Annotated in this window: 21 protein-coding genes; 19 read left to right on the top strand and 2 right to left on the bottom strand. The window is 52.4% G+C overall.

What is annotated here, in order from left to right; all coding sequences use genetic code 11:
• Positions 1-69 precede the first annotated feature (69 nt).
• The 3 genes from MO867_RS05595 to MO867_RS05605 are packed head-to-tail and all read left to right on the top strand — an operon-like array spanning position 70 to position 3345.
• Positions 70-753, top strand: a complete 684-nt coding sequence (locus MO867_RS05595) for an ATP-dependent zinc protease family protein (RefSeq protein WP_252465256.1) — start codon at positions 70-72, stop codon at positions 751-753.
• 54 nt (positions 754-807) lie between these two features.
• Positions 808-2340: an inactive transglutaminase family protein gene (locus MO867_RS05600; RefSeq protein WP_252465257.1), complete on the top strand. Its 1533-nt coding sequence runs from the start codon at positions 808-810 to the stop codon at positions 2338-2340.
• Positions 2341-2349: 9 nt separating this feature from the next.
• Entirely contained in the window at positions 2350-3345 is a 996-nt protein-coding gene (locus MO867_RS05605; RefSeq protein ID WP_252465258.1) for an alpha-L-glutamate ligase-like protein, read from the top strand.
• A gap of 38 nt (positions 3346-3383) precedes the next feature.
• On the opposite strand, the gene MO867_RS05610 is transcribed toward MO867_RS05605, so the two are convergent.
• Positions 3384-4541 carry an acyl-CoA desaturase gene (locus MO867_RS05610; protein ID WP_252465259.1) on the bottom strand — a complete coding sequence of 386 codons (1158 nt, stop codon included), beginning with the start codon at positions 4539-4541 and terminating at the stop codon, positions 3384-3386.
• A 1619-nt stretch (positions 4542-6160) separates the two neighbouring features.
• Here MO867_RS05610 and MO867_RS05615 point away from each other — a divergent pair.
• Positions 6161-6298 (top strand): hypothetical protein, encoded by a 138-nt coding sequence (locus tag MO867_RS05615; protein ID WP_252465260.1) that lies wholly within the window; start codon positions 6161-6163, stop codon positions 6296-6298.
• Positions 6299-6886: 588 nt separating this feature from the next.
• Positions 6887-8908: an ATP-binding response regulator gene (locus tag MO867_RS05620; RefSeq protein ID WP_252465261.1), complete on the top strand. Its 2022-nt coding sequence runs from the start codon at positions 6887-6889 to the stop codon at positions 8906-8908.
• A gap of 39 nt (positions 8909-8947) precedes the next feature.
• On the opposite strand, the gene MO867_RS05625 is transcribed toward MO867_RS05620, so the two are convergent.
• Positions 8948-9751, bottom strand: a complete 804-nt coding sequence (locus MO867_RS05625; protein WP_252465262.1) for an inositol monophosphatase family protein — start codon at positions 9749-9751, stop codon at positions 8948-8950.
• Between the two features lie 135 nt (positions 9752-9886).
• Here MO867_RS05625 and trmJ point away from each other — a divergent pair, with 135 nt between their 5' ends.
• The 14 genes from trmJ to MO867_RS05695 all read left to right on the top strand — a co-directional run bounded on the left by trmJ (position 9887) and on the right by MO867_RS05695 (position 23330).
• On the top strand, positions 9887-10678 hold the full coding sequence (gene trmJ / locus MO867_RS05630; protein WP_252465263.1) for a tRNA (cytosine(32)/uridine(32)-2'-O)-methyltransferase TrmJ: 792 nt from the start codon (positions 9887-9889) through the stop codon (positions 10676-10678).
• 106 nt (positions 10679-10784) lie between these two features.
• Positions 10785-11261 (top strand): Fe-S cluster assembly transcriptional regulator IscR, encoded by a 477-nt coding sequence (iscR, locus tag MO867_RS05635; RefSeq protein WP_252465264.1) that lies wholly within the window; start codon positions 10785-10787, stop codon positions 11259-11261.
• Positions 11262-11327: 66 nt separating this feature from the next.
• Entirely contained in the window at positions 11328-12542 is a 1215-nt protein-coding gene (locus MO867_RS05640) for an IscS subfamily cysteine desulfurase (protein ID WP_252465290.1), read from the top strand.
• 27 nt (positions 12543-12569) lie between these two features.
• Positions 12570-12992, top strand: coding sequence for a Fe-S cluster assembly scaffold IscU (gene iscU / locus MO867_RS05645; protein WP_252465265.1), 423 nt, complete (start codon positions 12570-12572; stop codon positions 12990-12992).
• A gap of 32 nt (positions 12993-13024) precedes the next feature.
• Positions 13025-13348 (top strand): iron-sulfur cluster assembly protein IscA, encoded by a 324-nt coding sequence (gene iscA / locus MO867_RS05650; RefSeq protein ID WP_252465266.1) that lies wholly within the window; start codon positions 13025-13027, stop codon positions 13346-13348.
• 157 nt (positions 13349-13505) lie between these two features.
• Positions 13506-14033 carry a Fe-S protein assembly co-chaperone HscB gene (gene hscB / locus MO867_RS05655; RefSeq protein WP_252465267.1) on the top strand — a complete coding sequence of 176 codons (528 nt, stop codon included), beginning with the start codon at positions 13506-13508 and terminating at the stop codon, positions 14031-14033.
• A 75-nt stretch (positions 14034-14108) separates the two neighbouring features.
• Positions 14109-15980: a Fe-S protein assembly chaperone HscA gene (gene hscA, locus MO867_RS05660; RefSeq protein ID WP_252465268.1), complete on the top strand. Its 1872-nt coding sequence runs from the start codon at positions 14109-14111 to the stop codon at positions 15978-15980.
• A gap of 90 nt (positions 15981-16070) precedes the next feature.
• Positions 16071-16409 (top strand): ISC system 2Fe-2S type ferredoxin, encoded by a 339-nt coding sequence (gene fdx / locus MO867_RS05665; protein ID WP_252465269.1) that lies wholly within the window; start codon positions 16071-16073, stop codon positions 16407-16409.
• 27 nt (positions 16410-16436) lie between these two features.
• Positions 16437-16631, top strand: coding sequence for a Fe-S cluster assembly protein IscX (gene iscX / locus MO867_RS05670; protein WP_252465270.1), 195 nt, complete (start codon positions 16437-16439; stop codon positions 16629-16631).
• Positions 16632-16827: 196 nt separating this feature from the next.
• On the top strand, positions 16828-17256 hold the full coding sequence (gene ndk / locus MO867_RS05675) for a nucleoside-diphosphate kinase (protein ID WP_252465271.1): 429 nt from the start codon (positions 16828-16830) through the stop codon (positions 17254-17256).
• Positions 17257-17317: 61 nt separating this feature from the next.
• Positions 17318-18436: a dual-specificity RNA methyltransferase RlmN gene (gene rlmN, locus MO867_RS05680; RefSeq protein WP_252465272.1), complete on the top strand. Its 1119-nt coding sequence runs from the start codon at positions 17318-17320 to the stop codon at positions 18434-18436.
• 268 nt (positions 18437-18704) lie between these two features.
• Positions 18705-20306 carry a cytochrome-c peroxidase gene (locus MO867_RS05685; RefSeq protein ID WP_252465273.1) on the top strand — a complete coding sequence of 534 codons (1602 nt, stop codon included), beginning with the start codon at positions 18705-18707 and terminating at the stop codon, positions 20304-20306.
• 85 nt (positions 20307-20391) lie between these two features.
• Positions 20392-20676 carry a cytochrome P450 gene (locus tag MO867_RS05690; protein ID WP_252465274.1) on the top strand — a complete coding sequence of 95 codons (285 nt, stop codon included), beginning with the start codon at positions 20392-20394 and terminating at the stop codon, positions 20674-20676.
• A gap of 689 nt (positions 20677-21365) precedes the next feature.
• Positions 21366-23330, top strand: coding sequence for a cytochrome-c peroxidase (locus tag MO867_RS05695; protein WP_252465275.1), 1965 nt, complete (start codon positions 21366-21368; stop codon positions 23328-23330).
• Positions 23331-23601 lie beyond the last annotated feature (271 nt).

Below are 23601 nucleotides of genomic sequence, written 5' to 3' on the forward strand. Positions count from 1 at the left end.
AAAGCGAACACCGCGAACTTGTCGCGGTCCGAATGGCATTGGAAATGGGGCTTGAGGTAATTGGTGGGTATGCAGAAACTTTCCCTTCTGTGGTTATTGTTGACGGTTCAGGTACTCGCCGGTTGTGAGTCGCTGATGTATCCGGGGCAGAATCGTCCCGATCAGCCAGCGGAAGTAATGCCACCGGTTGAATCGCAAGATGTCACGATGCAGTGCCCTGAGCCTGCCGAGGTGATCTGTGCGCAACCGGAAGTAAAAGTTGTCGAGCGGGTTATCGAACGAAGAGTTGAAAAAGTAGTCGAAGTGCCTGTTGCCAAAGACAAGTTGGTTCTCGGATCGGTAGAAGAAGTTGCCGTTGAGCCTCCGGGTCTGGTAGTCGAATCCATCGTCGATACCGGTTCACCCACCTCCACACTGCGGGTTAAAAAACTGACTCCCTTTGAGCGCGATGGCAGTGATTGGATCAGATTCCAACTGGTGCAGTCGCGCAAAGCGGAGCCTGTTTCCGTAGAGTTGCCGATCAAGCGCTATGTGCGTATTGAGCGTCTTGGCTTTGACAGCCAGCGCAGACCGGTAGTGGAACTCAATTTGACCGTTGGGCACGTCACCCACTTGGTCGAGGTCAATCTGGCAGACGAGGGTGGCACTGATTTATTGATGCTGCTGGGACGCAATTTCCTCAAAGATGCCGCCGTTGTCGATGTGAGCCGGCGCAATGTCCAGGGCCAACCCCAAATAGCCGGGGGCAAATAGGCCAGTTATCCAATTTGGTTCCCGCTGGAACCACAGATTTACGGGGAATGGCGAATGTCGCCGCGAGTCCAAGTTTATGTAATTGCGGCATTACTTGCATTGGTGGGAGCAGGCCTGACAGCCTATAAAAACCTGGAATTGGGTTTTCCACTGTTGCCAGGTGAGTACCGTACAGTGTGGACCATTGAAGCCAAAGTAGGTTTCGATGCTGATGGCGGTCCGGTAAAGGCCGCGCTAACCCTGCCGCGCGAGCAGCGCAATATGGAAATCCTGGGGGAAACTTTCAGTTCCTCCGGTTTTGGTTTTTATATCGCCCGCGAAGACGATGAGTACCGGGCAATTTGGTCTCGGCGCGCGGCACAGGGCCCGCAATCCCTCTTCTATCAGCTCGATGTTTATCAGAGACCCGGCGCTGCGCTGGCGCAACCTCTGAGTCTTAGCACCGATGTCCAGAAGCCATTTCTCGGTGCGCGAGAGCAAGAAGCGGTTCGGCTGGCCATATACTCCCTGGTGGAGCAGGCCCACGAACGTTCCTCTGACGATGAATCTTTCACTACCCAGTTGCTATTCGAACTCAACGATGAGGAAAACCAGGATCGCAATCTGATTTTCCGGTACTACACCGACCGCTCTCTGGTAGACGTTGCCCTACTGGTTCTGGCGACCGCAGATATTCCTGCTCACCGGATTCGCGGACTTTACCTGGAAGACGATCGCCGTCGGCTGTCACCAGAAGATTTACTCGAAGTCTATGATGGCAAACGCTGGATTGTATTTGAGCCTATCAGCGGACAGCCCGGTGTGCCAGAGAACTTCTTTATCTGGCAGCGCGGTGGCAAGAGCCTTCTGGACCTTGAGGGGGGGCGCAATTCACAGGTGACCTTCTCGGTGATTGCCAACGATGTCCCGGCGCGGGACGTGTCTATGCGCGGAACCAAAGATGAGAAGGATGCATTGGTGGATTTTTCCATCTACAGCTTGCCGATTGAACAGCAAAGTATTTTCAAGCTGATTCTATTGGTACCTGTTGGGGCCATGGTGGTAGTGCTGTTGCGAGTGTTTGTGGGCTTGCGCACCTCAGGAACCTTTATGCCGGTGCTGCTGGCCATTGCCTTTATCGAAACGCAACTGATTACCGGTTTAGCCATTTTCACCCTGATCCTGATTCTCGGTCTCTGGGTGCGGTTTTATCTCAGTCGGCTCAATTTACTATTGGTGTCGAGGATCGCCGCGGTGGTGGTGACGGTGGTCATACTGATGGGTGCGATCAGTGTGGTTAGCTACAAACTGGGTATAGAGCAGGCGCTGACAGTAACGTTTTTCCCGATGATTATTCTCGCTTGGACCATCGAACGTATGTCGATTGTGTGGGAGGAGGATGGCCCCTATGAGGTCGTTGTACAGTCGGGAGGTAGCCTGCTGGTGGCGATACTTGCTTGGTGGGTGATGACCAACCGCTATATTGAGCACTGGACGTTTAACTTCCCCGAATTGTTGCTGGTACTGCTGGCGTTTATTTTAGTCGTTGGCAACTATACCGGTTATCGCCTCAGCGAGCTGATGCGCTTCCGGCCACTGGTTCGCTAGGAGTGGCCCATGCTGCAGTTTTCAGTTAAGCACATCGTTAATAAGGTTCGCGGTGGTGTGGTTTCGCCATTGACTCTGCGTCGTATGGGGGTGTTGGGGATGAATGCGCGCAACATTGATTATATTGCGCGCTATAACGACCGCGAGAAATTTCCCATTGTCGATGACAAGCTCAATACCAAGCGAGCGGCAAAAAGTGCGGGAATTCCGGTCCCAGAGTTGATTGCGGCTTTTGAAAGTCCAGCGAGCCGCAAGCGGGTGATGGATGTTATTGACCCCCTGTGGCAGTTTGTGATCAAGCCAGCTCGGGGCTCGGGTGGCAAGGGTATCCTGGTCATTGCTGGGCGCAATGGCGACAAATATAAAAAGATATCCGGGGCAGAAGTTGAAGCTCTGGATATTTTGCGTCACGTCAGTAATATTCATAGCGGCCTTTACAGTCTCGGGGGTAAGCCCGACCGGGTAATGGTGGAAGCATTAGTGGATTTCGATCCGGTTTTTGATCGCTACTCCGTTGAAGGGGTGCCAGATGTTAGGGTTATCGTCTTTCGCGGTTATCCGGTAATGGCCATGTTGCGCTGCTCGACACACGCCTCTGACGGTAAGGCCAATCTGCACCAGGGCGCGGTGGGCGTGGGTATCGATCTGGCCTCCGGCAGAAGTTGCCATGCGGTCATGCGCGGCTTGCGTATTGACCAGCACCCCGATACCGAAGTGCCTTTCGATGCGTTGGAGGTGCCTGATTGGTATGAACTGGTGCGTCTGGCGGCGAGCTGTTATGAGATGACCGGGCTCGGCTACCTCGGGTGCGATATCGTTCTCGACCGAGAGCGAGGCCCCCTGTTGCTGGAGGGCAACGCGCGGCCAGGCTTGGCGATTCAGATTGCAAATGGTGTGGGTTTACGTGAGCGGCTTGGGTTTATCGAAAACCTCGATGAAGAAATGTTTAAAAAGGATGTGGATGAACGGGTGGCCTTTTCCATGCGTGAGTTTGCTGTGAGCTAATACACAGAGATGTAGTGTTGTGCTCTTCAGGGGTTTGGCTATAAAGCTTCCATAGTTTTGCCTTCCTGGCCGTGTTTCATCAGTGCTTGAAGTCGTTCTCCTTGCATTTTTAAGCTGTATGCAAGCTCATTTGTCTTGGTTTGTATTTGGGTTAGCTCCCACTTACTGAGTTTTTCTCCTCTTTTAGTCTTTTTGCTCTGTAGTTGCTCCCATTCTTCCAAGGTATGAGTGAACTGTAGAGATTCGCTCTGTAGGGCTTCTTTAACCCCCCTGTGCGCAGATTTGCTTTGCAGCTTTTTACGTGCCTTCTTGAACTGTAGGTCAAGCTTGGCTTTCTGGATTTTCACCGGAGAAGCCACTTTAAGGTTGCGGGTAATGCCTACCAGGCTAAGAGCCTTAATGACCCACTTGGTTGGATCGTAATGAAACCAGTGAATGCCATTGCGATAATCGAGTTGAAAGGCGTGATGGTAGTTGTGGTAACCCTCACCAAAAACAAAAAAGTTGACAATTTTATTGTCGCAAGCCGTTACATCATCTCGGTAGGGCTGACTGCCAAATTTATGGATAATTGAATTCACCATAAAAGTAGTGTGGTGGCAGAAGGCTATTCGGAGTGCTCCGGCAAGTAAGAACATACCAATAATATCGCCGGTAATTATTCCCAGTAGTGTGAGAATCCCAAGATTCATAGTGACGGTGATCGGAATATAGTTATTGTGTTGCCATATCACAATTTTATCCCGCTGTAAGTCTTGCACATTTTTGAAATTTTGGTAGCTGGTTGGATACTCATACATCATCCATTCGATATGGGAAAACCAAAATCCGCGTTTGGCGGAGTAGGGGTCGCGGTCGTTGTTATCGACAAACTGATGGTGGTGGCGGTGGTGGTCGCACCATTTCAAAATAGAATCTTGTAGCGCTGCCGCTCCGAATAATGCAAACAAGAGTCGTAGGGACCAATGGGCCTCATAAGTTTTATGAGACCAAAGGCGATGATATCCGGCGGTGATAGAGAGACTGCACATTGCACCCATTACGGCGAATGCCAGCCATTGATACCAGTGGTAACCATAAATAAAGCCATACAGGGGCACAGCAATAACTGCTAGCAAACCTGTTATGGCAAATAACAGTGTGGGTGGCCAGAAGCGTTTTCTTTTGACGGTAGAGTCTATTGAGGGTGTGTTCATAGTGTGTGACCCTCGGGTTTAAGTGTGCCGGGGTGAAATAAAACTCACCGGCCATTTTCTGAGGTCCCGATTCTGCTCAGACCCAACAGTGGTTCCACCCCTAGCGTCTTTGTTGCGGCTGCATTGTTCTGGTGCGGCGGCCATATTGTGAGGTTCGCAATGGTTCGTAAATTTTCTGTAACACATTGGATAAAGAGTGGAGTCAGTTAAATACACAGTTTTAAAAGTTGGCATAAGGGTTGCCTTGGATTTTGTGCAGATCGAAAGGCCTGAAACTCGGCTGAGTTTCTTGGGGTTATGGCAAACCATTAACACTGGGTAACTTCCCGTTTTCTTTCATCATCGCTGACTGTGGCTACGCTCGAGGGACTTTATTTGCCCGCACTTTGCGCAACGCTCATAATCCGGTAGTTTAGGGTCTGCCGTGGAATTTCCAAATTAGGAGGCTTCGGGGGGCTCTCCTTCATGGCAAGGGTGCATGAGCCTGATAATGATTGAGCTAAATCGATAATCGAGTCCTATGTGTCTGAATCATTAATTCCAAATCTACCCAGGCCAGCATTTCAGCTGGCAATTGACGACAAGCTCTTCTTTTTAGATGCATCGTGCCCGTCACGTCACCTATTCGAGTTTGTGGCCGAAAAATAACGTTAGGGCCTCCTCCATATCTGGTGCAAGCGGTTGAGGTGCCGTGACGCTATTTGAGCTTCATACTTTCTGTTACGCCGGAGTAATGCCCGGGCAGAGATAAAGCTGATTTATTATCAATTTCAGGTGTCTGCATTTAGTAGAGCCAGGGTTAATCTTCTTGCTGCATGCTCTCTGGTGTGCTCCCTTCGCTAGCCAGGGCATAAGTTTTATTAAGTTGCTTTGTCAAAATTCTCAATCTTATTTTTTGCATTCTCAAGCTGAATTACAATTCTCGAATTTTTGTTTTGAGGGTGTGAGACTCCCAGTTTGATTTGGGTTCAATCCGATTGAGATTGCGAAGCTCTCCTTCTATTTTGTGCCATTTTTTCAGGGTGTTGAAAAAAACCGCCTCTCTTTCTTTAGTATTTCGTTCCAGTTGGGGTTTCGCTGCGCTTTTGTAATCGCTGTTCGGCGCGTTCGGATTCGATTTCGAGTAAGGCCTTCTGAATTTTCCGGTCTGAAATCGTCTTTAGTTTTCTAGTAACTCCGAACCAGCACAAGGACTTGATCAGCTATTTGGTGGGTTCGTAATCATACCATCTGACACCATTGCGATAGTCAGTTTGGAAGGCGTGGTGGTAGTTGTGATAGCCCTCACCAAAGGAAAAAATATTTATAGGGGGCTGTCGCAAGACGATATATTGCTTTTATATTTTTTTGCCCCCAATAGTGTCCGATGGAGCTTAAAGTGAAGGCAGAGTGGTGGTTTACTACAATGCGCAGGACTCCAGCCAGTAGGAACGTGGCGAGAATGTCGTCAGTAATAAATCCGAGTATTAGGCAGATGCCAAAATTCATTCCTAGGGTTATTGGTAGATAATTTTTATGTTGCCACATAACAATCTTGTCCTGTGACTCCAGAATCGATGATTGCCGGCAGAGATTGATAAACCGCAAAGTGCGGTGACCATGAGAAAGGTGAGCCATTGATGTCAATGGTAGCCGTAAGTGACACCGTACATGGGGACAGCCGTAAGGCCCTGAAACCTGTACTGGTAAAGAGAATGGCTGGAATCCAAAAACGCCTTCGTATGGTCGCGGCGGTTGAGGCTGTGTTCATCCTTTAATCTTGGTATTAAATAGCGGCTCCGGGTGGCTTTGCGGGGTCATAGATAGGGTTCTTGGAGGTATGCTCGCCAGGCCGCTCAAGTTACAAGCTCTCTCTTTAGAAAATTGCGGCACAAAGTTATCGGAGTGGGGGGTGTTTTCACAAAAGTCGGTGGCTTGGGGGGGCTCTGCATTTATTTGGTGCGAAAGTTTAGGCTGAGGGCTCTTGTTGGTTCACTTTCATCAAGGCAGAGAAAAAGTCTTTAGGAGAGCGCCGCGAAACTTATTGATTGGGAAGTTGGCATAGCTGTTGCATTCATATTATTCGCGGGGCAGAGGACCCGCATTTCGGGAGAGTTTCTTAGGGTTATGGCAAACCATTAACACTGAGCGACGTCCCGTTTTCTCTCATCATCGCTGATTGCGGCCCCGCTTTGCGGGGCCTTTTTTTTGCCCGCACTTTGCGCAACACGCATAATGCTTTAGTTTAGGCTCTCCGACGATATTCCCAAGTGTGGTTTCTTCGGGGAGATAAGGCTCTTTTATTGGCAGGGATGCATGAGCCAGGTAATTAATTAATGAGCTAACTCCAATAAATCGAGCCCCGTGTGTCTGAATCACTAATTGCAAATCCTGCTGACGCGAAATTTCAGTTGGCAACCCATGATGAGCTCTCTTCTCTCGATGCTTCCCAGCTGACCCGCCACGCTGCTTGCCTGCAAGGTTTGTTACTGGATGTGGATTGCGGCTTGTGGGAATGGCACCCCGCCAGCGGCGCACAACGTGCGCAGGGTGAGATATGGCTTTTATTTGCAGAAACCGCACCGCTTGCGTTGAGTGCCCTGTGGACGGGTGATGATTTACGGGCGGTACATTCTGATGAGCGCGACCGAATTATTGCGGTGCGCCGCCGGCTGAATACTAAGGGAGGCTGTTTCGATACCACTTTCCGAGCTTACGATAGCTTCGGACAGCTGCGCTGGCTGCGCCTGTGGGGAAGTACTGTCAGTAGCGCCGACAATGGTGAGATTATTGTTGTGGGCAGTTGTTCGGATTATAGCGAGGCTCTGTCCCGTCGCTATTTATCCAATCTACCCGGCGAACGCCCGCTACAGACTTTATCCGGTGTCGGCGACGGCTTGTGGGAGTGGGATTTACGCGCCGATGAAATGGTGCTGGATGATGCTTGCTGGAGCATTCTCGGTTACGAGGTGAGTCCGATACGCAGCATTGGGCTTTCTGCTGCCGAGCAGTGGAAGGCCCGAATTTTTTCTGAAGATTTCCCCCAGGTTGAGCAGGTCATGCTGGACCATGTGCGTGAAGGCTTGCCTTTGGATGTGGAGTTTCGCATCTGGCGCTCCGATGGCGGTGTGGTTTGGGTTCGCTGTCGTGGCAAGGCTCAGTTAAATAATCGTGGGCAGCCCCTGCGTGTGTTGGGGGTTTTGCAGGATGTCAGTGGAAGCCGCGAGAGACTGTCGCAAATGGAGCGGGAATTGGAGCTCCAGCGAGAGGAAAATGCCCATAGAGCAGATTTATTATTCAGCCTGAGCCATGAATTACGCACGCCGTTGAATGCCATTTTGGGTTACAGCCAGATGGTGGAGTTGGATCAAAGCCTCAATGCGGATCAGCGCCAGCGATTAACGGAAATTCGCAGGGCGGGCCAGCATTTACTGCATCTGGTTGGCGATGTACTGGAGCTGGCTCGCATAGATAGTCGGCGTTTGGGGCCGTCGATGGAATTAATTCGCCCCGCCGAACTGGTGGCGGAATGTAAGCGCTTGCTGGAGCCGCTGGCAGAAACTCGCCGTGTCAGCCTGACCTTTGAGCCCCTCGGATGGGAATCAGCGTATATTTGTGCCGACCCGGTGCGCTATAAACAAGTGGTTCTCAACCTGGCTGGTAATGCGGTGAAATACAATCGAGAAAGCGGCCGGGTCATTATCAACTTTACCCCTCAGGCGGACGGCTGGCTGCGCTTGAATATTTTAGACACTGGTAAAGGTATAGCCCCTGAGCGACGCAAGGAAGTATTTGAGCCGTTTAATCGGCTGGGAGAAGAAAAGGGGCATATCGAGGGCACCGGGGTCGGCCTTGCCATTGCCAAACGATTGGCAGAGGCCATGGGTGGGCGTATCGACTTTGACAGTCAGCAGGGGCAGGGTTCTGTATTTTGGATAGAGTTTCCCATGATCGATGCACCGGAAACTTTTATGTCCTTTTCGAGTGCTGTGGATACGCCGGCAATATTACCCGCCTGTAATTTATTGCTGGTGGACAATCGTCCCGCCGGTTTGAGCCGGGTAGAGAAGTTGCTGGAGGGATCGCCGCAGTTGCAATACTCCATTGCCTCAGATGTTGTCGAAGCAATCTTTATGGTGCGGACCCAGAAACCCGATGTAGTACTGTTCCGCGTTGGTGTGCCGGGAATGTCGGCGGCGGATCTGATGGGGATTCTCAAGCAGGACCAGACGGCCCAGGATACTTGCTTGGTACTTGTCGGAGATGAGGCTTTATCTGAGGCAAAAATGATCTTGCCCGAAAAATTTGACCGGGCTCAGTTGGCGCGGGTATTGAGGGAGTGTCTGGCGGGAGGCGATAATTCCCGGTGCGGAGCGACGGGAAAATAACACCCCGGCGAGTAGATCGCCGGGGTGTGGTAAGCCTTCTTAACGTAAGTTGCCCATATGTTTGCCCACGATTTGCAGTAGGGGTTTGAATACCTTGGGTGTGGCGCAAACCAGATTGCCAGAGTCCAGGTAGTCTTCACCACCGCGGAAATCGCTGATCAGGCCGCCGGCCTCTTTCACGAGCAGGGAGCCCGCTGCGATATCCCAGGTGTTCAGGTACATCTCCCAGAAACCATCGAAGCGGCCCGCGGCGACGTAGGCCATGTCCAATGCGGCAGCGCCGGGGCGGCGGATACCGGCGGTTTGACCGGCAATCTCCTTGAGGGCGGCCAGATAGGGGTCAATGTTATCCATTGCTCGGCCGTTGAAGGGGATACCGGTGCCAATTAATGTACCGCGCATGCTCTGGCGCTGGGAAACGCGGATGCGTCGCCCGTTAAGGGCAGCGCCGCGGCCACGGCTCGCAGTAAACTCTTCGCGTTTGATGGGGTCCAGTACGACGGCGTGCTCAATGCGACCCCGGTAGCGACAGGCGATGGAGATCGCGAATTGAGGGACACCGTGAATAAAGTTGGTGGTGCCATCGAGGGGGTCGATAATCCACTCGTAATCCGGCTCCGCGCCCTCTTGGAGGCCACTTTCTTCGGCGCGAATACTGTGTTTGGGGTAAGCCTTGCGCAGGTGGTAAATAATTTCCTGTTCGCTGGCCTTGTCCACTTCGGTAACGAAATCGTTGCGCGCCTTTTCTTCGAATTGCATCAAGTCGCCGCGCTCCCAGGCCCGTTCGATCAATTCTCCAGCCTTGCGCGCTGCGCGCAGGGCAATATTTAGCATGGGTTCCATAACTATTCCGCACTGAGTGGTTGAAGTGGTTAAAAAGCAGGCCGCAGGTTGACCGCGGCGGACGCGATTGTAGGGATTCCCATCGGTTTTTGCTACACTCGCGCGCCCCCATGACACCGAATTATTGCTTTCAGTATGGCCAAGTCCCCTTTAGATACGACTCCGCTCAGTGCGCTCAACAATGTGCGCGTAGTTCTGGTAAACAGTGCGCACCCCGGAAACATTGGTGGAGCGGCGCGTGCGCTCAAGAATATGGGCCTGAGTCAGCTCTATCTGGTGGCTCCCCGTGAGTTTCCCGCGGCCAATGCGGTTTGGCGAGCAGCCGGGGCATCGGAATTGCTCGATAGCGCTATTGTGGTAGATACTTTGGAAGAAGCGGTTGCGGACTGCGGCCTTGTAGTGGCTACCAGTGCCCGCGAGCGACGTATCCCCTGGCCCCTGTTAACGCCGCGTCAGTGTGGCGAGCGCGCCGTGATCGAGGCGATAACACACCCTGTGGCGCTGGTGTTTGGCCGTGAAGATCGCGGCCTCACTAATGAAGAGCTGCAGGCGTGCAATTACCATGTACATATTCCCGCGAACCCCGAGTACAGTTCCCTAAACCTAGCCACGGCTGTACAGGTACTGGCATACGAAGTACGTATGGCGGCGCTCGAAGCGGAGAAGGGTGAGCCTGTGAGTTACTCGGACTGGGATCGGCCACCGGCCAAGGTCGGTGATATGGAATTGTACTTCGATCACTTGCAGAGGGCGCTCGGCGAGCTGGGCTTTATCGACCCAGACAACCCCCGCCAGACCATGACCCGCCTGCGCCGACTATTTAGCCGCGTGCGGCCTGATGATATGGAGCTGGGCATATTGCGTGGCATGTTGACCGCTATCCAGAACCACATTCATCGTTCGGGGGGTAAGGGGCGGCCAGACTAGCTGAGTACCCGAGTGTCTTACTTGGTTATATACTTGACTACAGTAGTGGGTTATTCCATACTCGCGCCCCGATCGGAAAAGGGCTGTACATCAGTTTGGAGCTGGTATGCGTTTGACAACCAAAGGCCGCTATGCGGTGACTGCCATGCTGGATTTGGCGTTGCACGCTGATCGCGGACCGATCAGTTTGGCGGATATATCCAAGCGTCAGGGTATCTCCCTGTCCTATTTGGAGCAGCTGTTTTCCCGGCTGCGACAGTCTGGACTGGTCTCCAGCGTGCGTGGTCCCGGGGGCGGTTATCGGCTGGCTCGCAGCGGAGAAGAGATTTTTGTGGCGCAGATTATTGATGCGGTCAATGAATCTGTGGATGCCACCAGCTGCGGCGGCAATGCTGATTGTGCAAACGGCGAGCAGTGCCTGACCCACTACCTCTGGTCAGATTTGAGCGATCAAATTCACAGTTTCCTGAGCGGTATCAGCCTAGCCAATTTGGTTGCTCGTGCTGAAGTTCAGGAGGTGGCGCGCCGACAGGATATGCGCGAGGCGCCGGAAGAGCGGGTCGCCCTACTCGGTGGCCTGTAATTGGGGCCTCGTAAACGGGGCCAGCAGACAGATACTAGAGATTTACTAAGCGGAAACGGTATGACTATGAAGCTTCCCATCTATCTGGACTATTCGGCTACCTGCCCAGTCGACCCACGCGTCGCCGCAAAAATGGCAGAGCAGCTGACGATGGAAGGCAATTTCGGGAACCCGGCTTCCCGCTCCCACCTGTTTGGCTGGAAAGCGGAAGAGGCCGTGGAAAATGCCCGTCGCCAGGTGGCGGAACTCATCAATGCCGACCCGCGCGAGATTGTTTGGACCAGCGGTGCCACTGAGTCTGACAACCTGGGCATCAAGGGCGCTGCTCACTTCTACCAAGGGCGCGGCAAGCACATTATTACCTCCAAAATTGAGCACAAGGCAGTCCTGGATACTTGTCGCCAGTTGGAGCGTGAAGGTTTTGAAGTGACTTACCTGACCCCGCGTAAAGACGGCATCGTCTATCCGGAGCAGGTCGAGGAGGCCATGCGTGAGGACACCATAGTGGTGAGCTTGATGCACGTTAACAACGAGATCGGTGTTATTAACGATATCGCCGCTATCGGCGAACTGTGCCGCTCTCGCAAAGTGATTTTCCATGTGGACGCTGCCCAGAGTGCCGGCAAATTGCCGATCGACCTTCAGGAAGTGAAAGTGGATCTGATGTCGTTCTCCGGTCATAAAATTTATGGCCCCAAAGGCATCGGAGCTTTGTACGTACGCCGCAAGCCTCGTGTGCGCCTAGAAGCCCAAATGCACGGTGGAGGCCACGAGCGCGGCATGCGCTCCGGCACACTACCGACTCACCAGATTGTCGGCATCGGTGAGGCCTTCCAGATTGCCAAAGAGGAAATGGTGGCTGAGTCAGAGCGACTGGTATCCCTTCGCAATCGTTTCTGGGATCAGATCAAGGACATGGAAGAAGTACATATCAATGGCTCTGCCGAGCAGCGTGTACCGGGCAACCTGAACGTCAGTTTTGCTTTTGTAGAAGGTGAGAGCCTGATCATGTCCCTGCGCAACCTGGCGATCTCTTCTGGTTCAGCGTGCACTTCTGCCAGCCTGGAACCGAGTTATGTATTGCGGGCTCTCGGTGTGAACGACGAGTTGGCCCACAGCTCCTTGCGCTTCAGTTTCGGCCGCTTTACCAGCGAGCAGGATATTGATACGGCCACAGCAGAAGTACGCAAAGCGGTGGAGAAGCTGCGTGAACTGTCACCCCTTTGGGATATGTACAAAGATGGTGTCGACCTCAACAAGATTGAATGGGCCGCTCACTAAGCGCGCGCAAGAGTTAGGAGAATAGTCATGGCCTATAGCGATAAAGTAATTGACCACTATGAACACCCCCGCAATGTCGGCCGCATGGACGACAAGTCGGACAACGTGGGCACCGGTATGGTGGGCGCCCCCGCTTGTGGCGACGTGATGCGCCTGCAGATTCAGGTTAGTGATGAAGGGGTCATTGAAGATGCCAAGTTTAAAACCTACGGCTGCGGCTCCGCTATTGCTTCCAGCTCTCTGCTGACCGAGTGGGTTAAGGGCAAGACTATCGATGAAGCCGAGCAGATTAAAAATACTGAGATCGCTGAGGAATTGGCCCTGCCACCAGTAAAAATTCACTGCTCTGTTTTGGCGGAAGATGCCATCAAGGCAGCGGTTCGCGATATCCGTGAAAAGCGCGGCGAGTCTGCTGATACCGTAGAAACCAAGGAATCTGCCGCAGGTTAAGTATTCCGTCTTAAAGTAGCGGAGGTATTGTTTTGGCTATTAGCATGACCGAGGCCGCCGAGGCCCATATTCAAAGTCAACTGGCCAAGCGAGGCAACGGAATCGGCATCCGTGTCGGTGTAAAAACGGCCGGCTGTTCCGGTCTCGCTTACGTGTTGGAGTTTGTCGATTCGGCGGAAGCAGAAGATACAGTGTTTGAGCAAAACGGCGTCAAGTTGGTGGTGGACCCCAAAAGCTTGGTTTACCTCGACGGCACCCAGCTTGATTTTGTTAAGGAGGGCCTGAATGAGGGCTTTACCTTTACGAATCCCAATGTAAAAAACGAGTGTGGTTGCGGCGAGAGCTTTCACGTCTGATTCGCTCTCGCCACATAAGGCCGGGTGCGCTGAGCATGCCGGCCTTTTTATTGGTCCGACAATCGCCCAGCTAGTACTTTAGGCTGAATGTAGGGACGGGTGCATATGTAGCTGCCCCGACCGCATTCCAGGGCTGCGCCCCAGTAGGTAATTTCAGATGGCAACCAACCTGAACCACTTCGAAGTTTTTGGCCTGCAACCTGCCTTTGAGCTAGACCGCAGCACCCTGGCAGCACGCTATCGAGAGTTGCAGCGCGAGTTCCACCCGGATAAATATGTTTCCCGTTCCGATAGTGAACAACTGCTAGCGATAAAAATGGCAGCGCAAATCAATGAGGCGCACACCGTATTGCGCGATCCGGTGCAGCGTGCGGGCTATCTACTCAAGCTCGCAGGTGTAGAAGTTCCGCCGGAGCAGACGACCAGCGATACCGAATTCCTGATGCAGCAAATGTTGCTGCGTGAGCAGTTAGAAGAAGTGCGCGATCAGGCCGACCCGGCAGCCGCACTGGATGAACTGAATACCGAGGTGCAGGGATTGATTTCTACCGAGGAGAGGCGCTTTGCCGAGGCTTACGGTGCTAAGAGCCTGCGCGCAGCGGAAGAATCTCTGCGCAAGCTTCAGTTCTTGGTCAAGCTTGCGCATCAGATTGACGAGCGGGAAGAAGACCTTTTCAATAACTAGCAAATTAAGTCCGCTGGATTGAGAAGGCGTGTTGTTCTCGGTACCTCGCCATCCCGATTAAAGAAGAGATAAATAATGGCATTACTGCAGATTTCCGAGCCGGGCCAGAGCCCTGCTCCCCACCAGCGCAAGCACGCTGTGGGTATCGATTTGGGGACCACCAACTCCCTGGTGGCAACGGTTCGCAGTGGATCGGCTGAAGCCATCGCCGATGAGTGCGGAGACGTGATCCTGCCATCTGCAGTGCACTACGGGGCGGATACAATTACGGTCGGTACAGAGGCCCGTGCTCGGGCGGCAGAGGACCCCTATAACACCATGATTTCCATCAAACGTCTGATGGGGCGCGGTGTAGCAGATATCAAGAGTTTCGGTGAGCAGTTACCCTATCATTTTGCCGATTCCAACAGTGGCATGCCGGCAATTGAAACGGCTGCCGGGCCGGTGAACCCGGTCCAGGTGTCCGCTGAAATCCTGAAAAAACTGGCTGCCCGGGGTCGCGAAGCCCTCTATGGTAAAAGCGGTGGAGAGTTGGATGGCGCGGTAATTACCGTGCCGGCTTATTTTGATGACGCCCAGCGTCAAGCCACCAAGGACGCGGCGCAACTGGCCGGGCTGAAAGTCCTGCGTCTGCTCAATGAGCCCACAGCGGCCGCCGTTGCCTATGGGCTAGATAAAGGCGAGGAGAGGGTCATCGCCGTTTATGACCTGGGTGGAGGAACCTTTGATATTTCTATCCTTCGCCTGTCCCGGGGCGTTTTTGAAGTGCTCTCCACCGGTGGTGATACAGCTCTCGGTGGCGATGACTTCGACCGCACAATTGCAGGCTGGATCGCCGAACAGGCTGGCGTGGGAACCGATCTAGATGCTGCCACCCAGCGCTCATTACTCGATATTGCCTGTGCGGCAAAAGAGTCCCTGACCGGTGCTGAACAGGCACAAGTACGGTATGGGAGCTGGTCAGATGTACTCGACCGCGCCACCATGGCCTCACTCCTGGACCCCTGGATCGATAAGACCCTGCGGGCCTGTAAGCGCGCCCTGCGCGACGCTGGTATCGGTGCCGATGAGGTGCAGGAAGTGGTGTTGGTGGGGGGGTCTACCCGTACCCTGCGGGTTCGCGAGCGAGTTGAAGATCACTTTGGCCGCGCTCCCCATGCGGAAATTGACCCCGACCAAGTGGTTGCCATTGGTGCAGCGCTGCAGGCCGATGTGCTGGTAGGCAATAAATCCAGTGAAGAGCTACTGCTTCTGGATGTGATCCCCCTGTCTCTCGGTATCGAAACCATGGGTGGCCTCACCGAGAAACTCATCGACCGCAATACCACGATCCCCGTCTCCAAGGCCCAGGAATTCACCACCTTTAAAGATGGCCAGACCGCCATGGCGGTTCACGTGGTACAGGGTGAGCGTGAGCTGGTTAGTGATTGCCGCTCTTTGGCACGCTTTGAATTGCGCGGCATTCCCCCAATGGTGGCCGGTGCGGCCCATATCCGCGTGACTTTCCAAGTGGATGCCGATGGCCTGCTGTCGGTGGCGGCGATGGAAAAGAGCAGCGGTGTCAGTGCAGATATTACCGTCAAGCCCTCCTATGGCCTGGAGGACAAGGATATTGCGCGGATGCTGCAGGAATCCTATACCCATGCCGCTGAAGATATCGCACTGCGCGCTTTACGCGAGGCGCAGGTGGAAGCGGAGAGAACCCTTGAGAGTATGCTGGTGGCCCTGCGTGAGAACGGTGCCCAGCTGCTTGATGAACGTGAACTGAACGAGCTGGAACATGCGATGGAGGGCTTGCGTCTGGCTCACAACGGCGGCGACGCAGAGGAAATTCGCCGACGGATGGAGGCTTTGAACAAGCTGTCAGAGCCTTTTGCAGCACGTCGTATGGATGCTTCCATCCAGCGTGCCATGCAGGGCCACAGCTTGGATGAATTTGATAAATAACCATGATCAGGCGCAGATTTTGCGCTGCCCGCGGCCGGGGAGTAGTCGTTATCTCCCCGTCGGATTGAGACCATAGAGGTTCAGCACCCCATGCCGAAGATAGTATTTTTACCCCACCCGGAAATGTGCCCCGAGGGCAAAGTGGTAGAAGTGGACAGCGGCGTCAGCGTTATTGATGCTGCGTTGGCTAACGATATCGAGATAGAGCACGCCTGTGAAAAGGCCTGTGCTTGCACCACCTGTCACGTGATCGTGCGTGAGGGTTTTGATTCCTTGGAAGAACCCGATGAGTTAGAGGAAGACCTGTTGGACAAAGCTTGGGGGCTAGAGCCCGAATCGCGACTGTCCTGTCAGGCGATCGTTGAGGATGAAGACCTTGTAGTCGATATTCCCAAATACACCATCAACCAGGTTTCGGAAAAGCACTGACTCCGCGCGCACTGAGGAAGCCGATTCATGAAGTGGACTGATATTCACGATATTGCCATAGAGCTCTGCGAAGCTCACGAGGATGTGGACCCGCTCACGGTGAACTTCGTTGACCTGCGCAACTGGGTAATGGCATTGCCAGGGTTTGACGATGATCCCAGCCGCTGCGGCGAAAAGATCCTCGAGGCCATCCAGGCTGCCTGGATCGAAGAGCAGGAGTAGCCGGGTACTGCTGCGACTATTGGTAATAGAGTACAAAAGTCGATCAATACCCCGTATAATCCGCCGGCCGCGAAATGCGGTGATCAAAAATTGAGTACCCCCTGCGGGTATGAAAGGAATATTAGGGAAGAGCAACTGTGCAGGTTGCTCTTTCTGTATGTAAGTTCAGTTATAAAAAATTAATTTGGAGATAAGCATGGCCCTGGAGCGTACTCTTTCTATCATCAAGCCGGACGCAGTAGCCAAAAATGTCATCGGTGAAATCGAGAGCCGTTTTGAGAAAGCTGGCCTGAGCATCGTTGCCATGAAAATGCAACAGCTGTCCCGCGAAAAAGCTGAAGGTTTCTACGCAGAGCACAAAGAGCGTCCTTTTTTTAAAGCTCTGGTTGACTTCATGACTTCTGGTCCCGTTGTTGTACAGGTTCTGGAAGGTGAGAATGCGATCCTGGCAAATCGCGATTTGATGGGTGCTACCAACCCTAAAGAAGCTGCTGCCGGCACCATTCGTGCTGACTTCGCTGACAGTATCGATGCCAATGCTGCACACGGTTCTGACTCAGCAGAGTCCGCTGCCCGCGAAATAAGCTATTTCTTCGCCGATGGCGAAATCTGCCCGCGCGTTTAATCGCGACTTGAATCGCACTGGTCCTTTTGGACCGGTGCAACGCTTCCCCGAGGTGAATTGAATGACCACTGAGAAAACCAACCTGCTCGGCCTTTCTGTAGAAAAGCTGGCCGCCTTTTTTGAATCATTAGGCGAGAAGCGCTTTCGCGCTATTCAGGTTTTAAAGTGGATTCACCAAAACGGGGTCGATGATTTTGCTGAGATGACCAATGTCAGCAAGGCCCTGCGTCAAAAGCTGGTAGAGGTGGCTGAAGTCTGCGCACCGGAAGTGCTCAATCAGTGGGATTCCGCCGATGGCACGCGCAAATGGCTGATTGAAGTTTCCGGTGGTAATGCCATCGAAACGGTTTATATCCCCGATGGGGATCGTGGCACACTGTGTGTTTCCTCCCAGGTGGGCTGTTCCCTGGACTGCAGTTTTTGTGCGACCGGTAAACAGGGATTTAACCGCGATTTAACCGCAGCAGAAATAATTGGACAGGTTTGGATCGCCTGTAAATCTTTCGGCCAGTTAGATCCGAAAGGCCCGCGCAAGGTGACTAACGTGGTGATGATGGGCATGGGTGAACCCCTGCTCAATTTCGATAATGTGGTCGATGCCATGAATCTGATGATGGAAGACAACGCCTACGGTATTTCCAAACGCCGTGTAACGTTGTCTACTTCCGGCGTGGTGCCCGCACTGGACCGCCTTGCCGCTGTCACCGATGTAAGCCTGGCGATTTCCCTACACGCACCTAACGACGAATTACGCAACGAATTGGTGCCGATTAATAAAAAATATCCGATTGCGGTATTGCTCGATTCTGCCAAACGCTATATTGAGAATATGCCGGATACCCACCGTAAAATGACCATCGAATATACGCTGATGCGCGAGGTCAACGATCGCCCGGAGCACGCCGAACAATTGGCAGAATTGCTACGGGATATTCCAGTAAAGATTAACCTGATTCCGTTCAATCCCTTTGAATTGTCTGATTACCAGCGAGTGAGTAACAACGCGTTGCGACGCTTTCAACAGATTTTGCTCGACAAAGGTTATACCGTTACGGTGAGAACGACTCGTGGCGATGATATTGATGCAGCCTGTGGCCAGCTGGCCGGCAATGTTAATGATCGTACCCGCCGCTCCGAACGCTACCGCAACGCTGAACGCCCTGTCCGTATTGTTGGCTGATTGCCATACCGATCCAGGGCCTTTATAGCTGATTGCCAGCAAAGGCCCGGGTTGCCCCCTGCAGCTTCTGTCGTCCTGAGCGGTGCTCAACTGCAGTAACGGTAGAAGATAATATCTTCAGTTCTTCTGTCTCCTTCTCCACAGCCGTTGCTTTTGCGTCTGGACTGTTTCGCACTTTTCCAATTTTTTTTCATTGGCGTCAACTAAACCACCTGACAAAGCGTTAACAGTCCAGATTTTAAAATGAATGGAAGGGACTGTTAAATTGATGAATGCTCAGAAATTGGATTTAAGTGAGTTGCCTAGGGGCTTATTGCGGCTCTTTTTCCTATCTGTATTTTTAGTATTGAGTGGTTGTGGCTCGGGGTTGTCCGGTAGTGATGATGATTCACCGACGGATGCTGTTGGGAGCGATGATGGCTCTGGATCCGATGGCGGCACAGAAACTGACGGTGGAGATGATTCTGATACTGATGGAGACACAGACACAGACACAGACACAGACACAGACACAGACACAGAACAAGGTAGTGGGCCTGGAGAGTTGATTGGTAATGCCTACTCTGGAACTGCAGTCGGTCTTGTCTGGGAGAGAGATGGGGAAACCTACTTCATCTATCGGGATGGCACAAAGGTAGGGGAAACCAGTAATAACTTTTATGTCGACCAGGGCCTCTCAGTGAATACTGAGTATGTTTTCTCGGTGAATGCAGTTGATGTGGCAAGTGAGGCAGAGGCTTCTCAAGTCATAGTTACAACACTGGTTAAAGATACAAATAGTGGTTTGAATAATGGCACGGAAGACGAGGTTTTAAATGAGCGCATAGATAGTTTTTCAGAGTGTAACAATGCCCTCTCTGCTGTGGATATACTGGAGGACGATTTGGATAACTGCTTGGCAGCCATGCTTGAACTTAACCGCATGGTCTCTCATGTAGAGGATATACTGGCTTTCGCCGCGCGTGTCCGCAGTGAGCAAGACCCGGCTATGGTGGAGCTGGGTATGCGCCTATTCCATAGCAAATCTTTGAGTGCCAATGAGGATGCCTCTTGCTCCTCCTGCCATCACCCGGCAGTCGGCTGCGGTGGAGATGACCTTTCAATGCCTGTCGGGGTTGATGCAGTGGATATTGCCCTGCTTGGACCAGGCAGATCTGATGGTATTAATGAAATACCTATTGTGCCGAGAAACTCCCAGGCAATTTGTAATACCTCACTTTGGAGTCGCGGCTTGTTTTGGGATAACCGTGTTTCTATGAGTCCTAATGGAGGCCTGCGGACAGATTCAACCGATGTCACCAGAAATACAAACGAAGCGGTAGACTCTGGTTCCCTGGCGCTGTTAATGGCGCAGGCGCATTTCCCAGTGACAGCCCCGCCGGAGATGGGGGATATCACCCAGTTCGGTTATGATGATACCGTTGATGATAATTTCACTGCCTATCGGGAAGATATTTTAGCAGCGAATCTGGATGTTGAAGCTTGGGGGCCCCTGTTCACTTCTGTCTTCGGTGATTCTGAAATTAACTTCAGTCGTATTGCACAGTCCATGGCCGCTTATGAGGCAGTACAAATATTTATCGATAACCCGTTTTTTGAATATGTCGGGGGAAACTCGGATGCACTCAGTGATGAAGAAAAGCGCGGTGCCATCACATTTATGTCAAAGGATGCTGGATGTACCTTCTGTCACATGGGGGCTTTCTTCACCAAGGAAACAGTCATGGCCGCCAATTATCCTCAGATTGGAGTGGGTACTGATGAGGATGGTAGTGGAGCGGATTTGGGGGGGAGAGGGAGCCCTGGGTTTTGGGGCCTTCCGCGCCCCAACCCTGCTGAATGTTGCAATCACCGGCCCTTGGGGGCATAACGGTCAGTTCGGTACTCTCCGAAGAAATGTTGAGCATTACAGTGATCACGGAGCTTCTATTGCCAGATATTTTGACAATAGTGAAATGTGTGATCTTGAGCAGTTTAAAGACCTGCAAGATTGTCCCAGTAAGCTGGCCCCCAATGGTTTGACCCACTCACTGGATATTCTCGATGGAAATGATGGTGGGGGCGTTAACCGCTTATCTGATGATGAAATTGATCACGTTGTGACATTTTTAGGCGCGCTTACCGATCCAAATGCTGCCGATGCAAACTCTAATGAGATTCAATTCTTAATCCCGCCTCGAGATGGTGGCCCTGATGGCCGGCAGTTGGATGCAAAAGATCAGAATGGGCTAAGCCTGTAACTTCCACCTGTTTTTATCTTTAGCGAAATAGCAGGTTAGAAATGGCATTGAGGGGCATGGAGGCGAGCGGTTTTTTTATCCTCCATGATCCCTCGAGTGATGCCGGAAGTGATTATGTTCTGGAAACAGCCTGCCCCGTAAATTAACCACCACTCTAAAACTACGCACTGGTTGGCACTGTCACCGTGCTGTGTGCCTATTTTGAAATATGAGGTGATTCTCACCGTCTGAGATTACTGCAGCAACGACAGTGCTTTGCGACACTTTCTACAGAACAGTCCCCCCAAAAACGCTACCTTCATTGCATACATATACTGTGGAATCGGCAATTGCGTTATTCAGGTTTGTAGCTGGCAGCGGGAAATTGTGCATGTCAAAACAATCGCGGAATTTTCGCCAGTGTGCCGAAACAGGTTTGTGGTTTGCGGAAGCAATAAATTTTTAATAACACACGGATGGTTCCTGGATAGCTTTTGCGGGCCTGATACAGCTGTTGCTGAGTGCCGATTCATGGGCCTGCACCTACCTAGCTGTTAAATACCCATATTCGTGGCTGTAAGCGTGCTGTTGTAAGGCGCCATGGAATTCTCGGGAAGATTAGCTTTTGGTGCCGATTGGGGCACTAGCCTGTCTATTACTTGTCCAGAACTTTTCGAAATGATTTTTATTGGTGGGGTCGGTCAGGTTTTATGAAAATTCAGAGACAAATTTTAGATGGGTCTTTCGTGGCACTGCTGCGACTGCTGATCCTGCCGCTTTTTTTGCTGACAGTGGGTTGCAGTTCGGGTTCTTCGGGTGGCGATGAGAGTTCATCATCGGATACTGCAGTGAATGAGGGCGGTGGCGATACGGATGCCGGTGGGGATACCGACAGTGATGATGACGGCTCTGATGCTGACACAGGTGGTGATACTGATACGGACACGGATGATGATACTGGAACTGACTCGGGGCAGGGTGGCGCTCCGTCAAAGCTAATTGGCAACGCTTTTTCCGGTACCAGTATCGGTCTCTCCTGGGAGCGTGATGGTTTAACCTATTCGATTTATCGCGGCAGCGAAAAAATCGCTGAAACCAGTGATCACTATTTCGTTGATCAGGGGCTGACGGTCAATACCGAATACAGCTACTCAGTAATCGCAGGCGATCTCGACAGCGATATTGAGGCGGCCCGTGTCAGCGCAAAGACCCTGCTGAACAACACCAATGGTGGTCTGAGCAGCGGTGCAGATATTGACGTGGACAATGATCGAATATCCAACTTTACCGAGTGCAACAATGCGCGAAGTGCGCTGGACCTGCAGGAAGCGGACCTGGATTCCTGCCTGCAGGCCATGCTTGAGCTTAATAATATGGCCGGACACCTGGAGGATATACGGGCCTTCGCAGCCCGTGTGCGCAGTGAGCAAGACCCGGCCATGGTGGAGCTTGGTATGCGTTTGTTCCACAGTAAAAGCCTCAGTGCCAACAGCGATACCGCTTGTTCATCCTGCCACCAACCCGCTATGGGTTGTGGCGGTGATGATCTTTCCATGCCCATCGGAGTCAGTGCACTTGACTCGGCGTTGGTGGGACCAGGTCGCTCGGATGGTTTGAATGAAGTGCCTCTGGTGGCAAGAAATTCTCCGCCTACCTGCAATGCCGCGCTCTGGACCCGAGGCCTTTTTTGGGATAACCGCGTGGCGATTACTGATCGTGGGCTGAGGACGGACTCTCGAGATGTCAGCGATAATACCGAGGCTGCCGTGGGTACTGGCAGCCTGGCGCTGATGATGGCTCAGGCGCATTTCCCGGTTACCGATACGGCAGAAATGGGCGATATCACCCAGTTTGGCTATGACAATACTTCCGATAGTGGATTTACTGCTTACCGCGAAGAAATACTTGCGGCCAATCTCGGCAGTGCCAGCTGGGATTCCCTGTTTAGCAGTGCATTTGGTGATCCCGCGATTAATTTCAGCCGGATTGCCGAGGCCATAGCGGCCTATGAGGCGGTTCAGTTATTTATTGATAACCCATTCTTTGACTATGTGGATGGTAATCAGGGTGCCCTGGACAGCGAGGAGAAACGCGGAGCTATCACCTTTATGGCGAGTAACTCGGGCTGTACCAACTGCCATGCAGGTGCCTTCTTTACCACTCAGGGATTGAGGGCGGTAAGTTATCCACAGATAGGTGCGGGTAAGGACGAGAGCGGCAATGGGGCCGACCTGGGCGGCAATGGGGCGGGCAGTTTCCGCATACCAACCCTGCTCAATGTTGCCATCACCGGTCCCTGGGGACACGCTGGCCAGTTTGGCACCCTGAAGAGAAATATTGAGCATTACCGCAACCGCAGCGGGTCCATAACCCAGTATTTCGGCAGCAGTGAAATGTGCGATCTGGATCAATTTGCTGAACTGGAAGACTGCGCAACAAAAGTTGCTCCCAGTGGCCAAGCCTTGACTGAAACGCTATTGGCCGCGAATGGCGATGGTGCGAATAATCTGAGTGATGATGAAATCGATTCTCTGGTGGCGTTCCTGGGAACGCTCACCGACCCGGATGCGATCAATGTCGACTCTAATGCTGTTCAGTCACTGCTCCCCACGCGCGATGGCGGTCCCGATGGCAATCAGCTGGAAGCTAAAGATCAAAGGGGCAATGAGTTGTAATCATCGATAGTACTTTTTGCAGAATAATTCGCCGGTACTTGTGTACCGGTGAATGGTGGCTAATGGAGAAAAATGGTCAGTAAGTGGAATTGATTGGGTTTTAGGGCTGAAACTGATAGGGCTTTGCGGCAGTATAGGGTTTTGGGGGAGTGCCAGCTGAGGCGGAAATAGATTTATCACTGAAAATGTCGATACAAGCTTGATGTCACTACCAGCGGAGGGTAATGGAGGCTATCGGATTCTCACGTGTGTTGCGGGCGTGCTTTGTCCA

It is taken from the genome of Microbulbifer okhotskensis, assembly GCF_023895975.1.
GTDB classification, from domain to species: Bacteria; Pseudomonadota; Gammaproteobacteria; order Pseudomonadales; family Cellvibrionaceae; genus Microbulbifer; species Microbulbifer okhotskensis.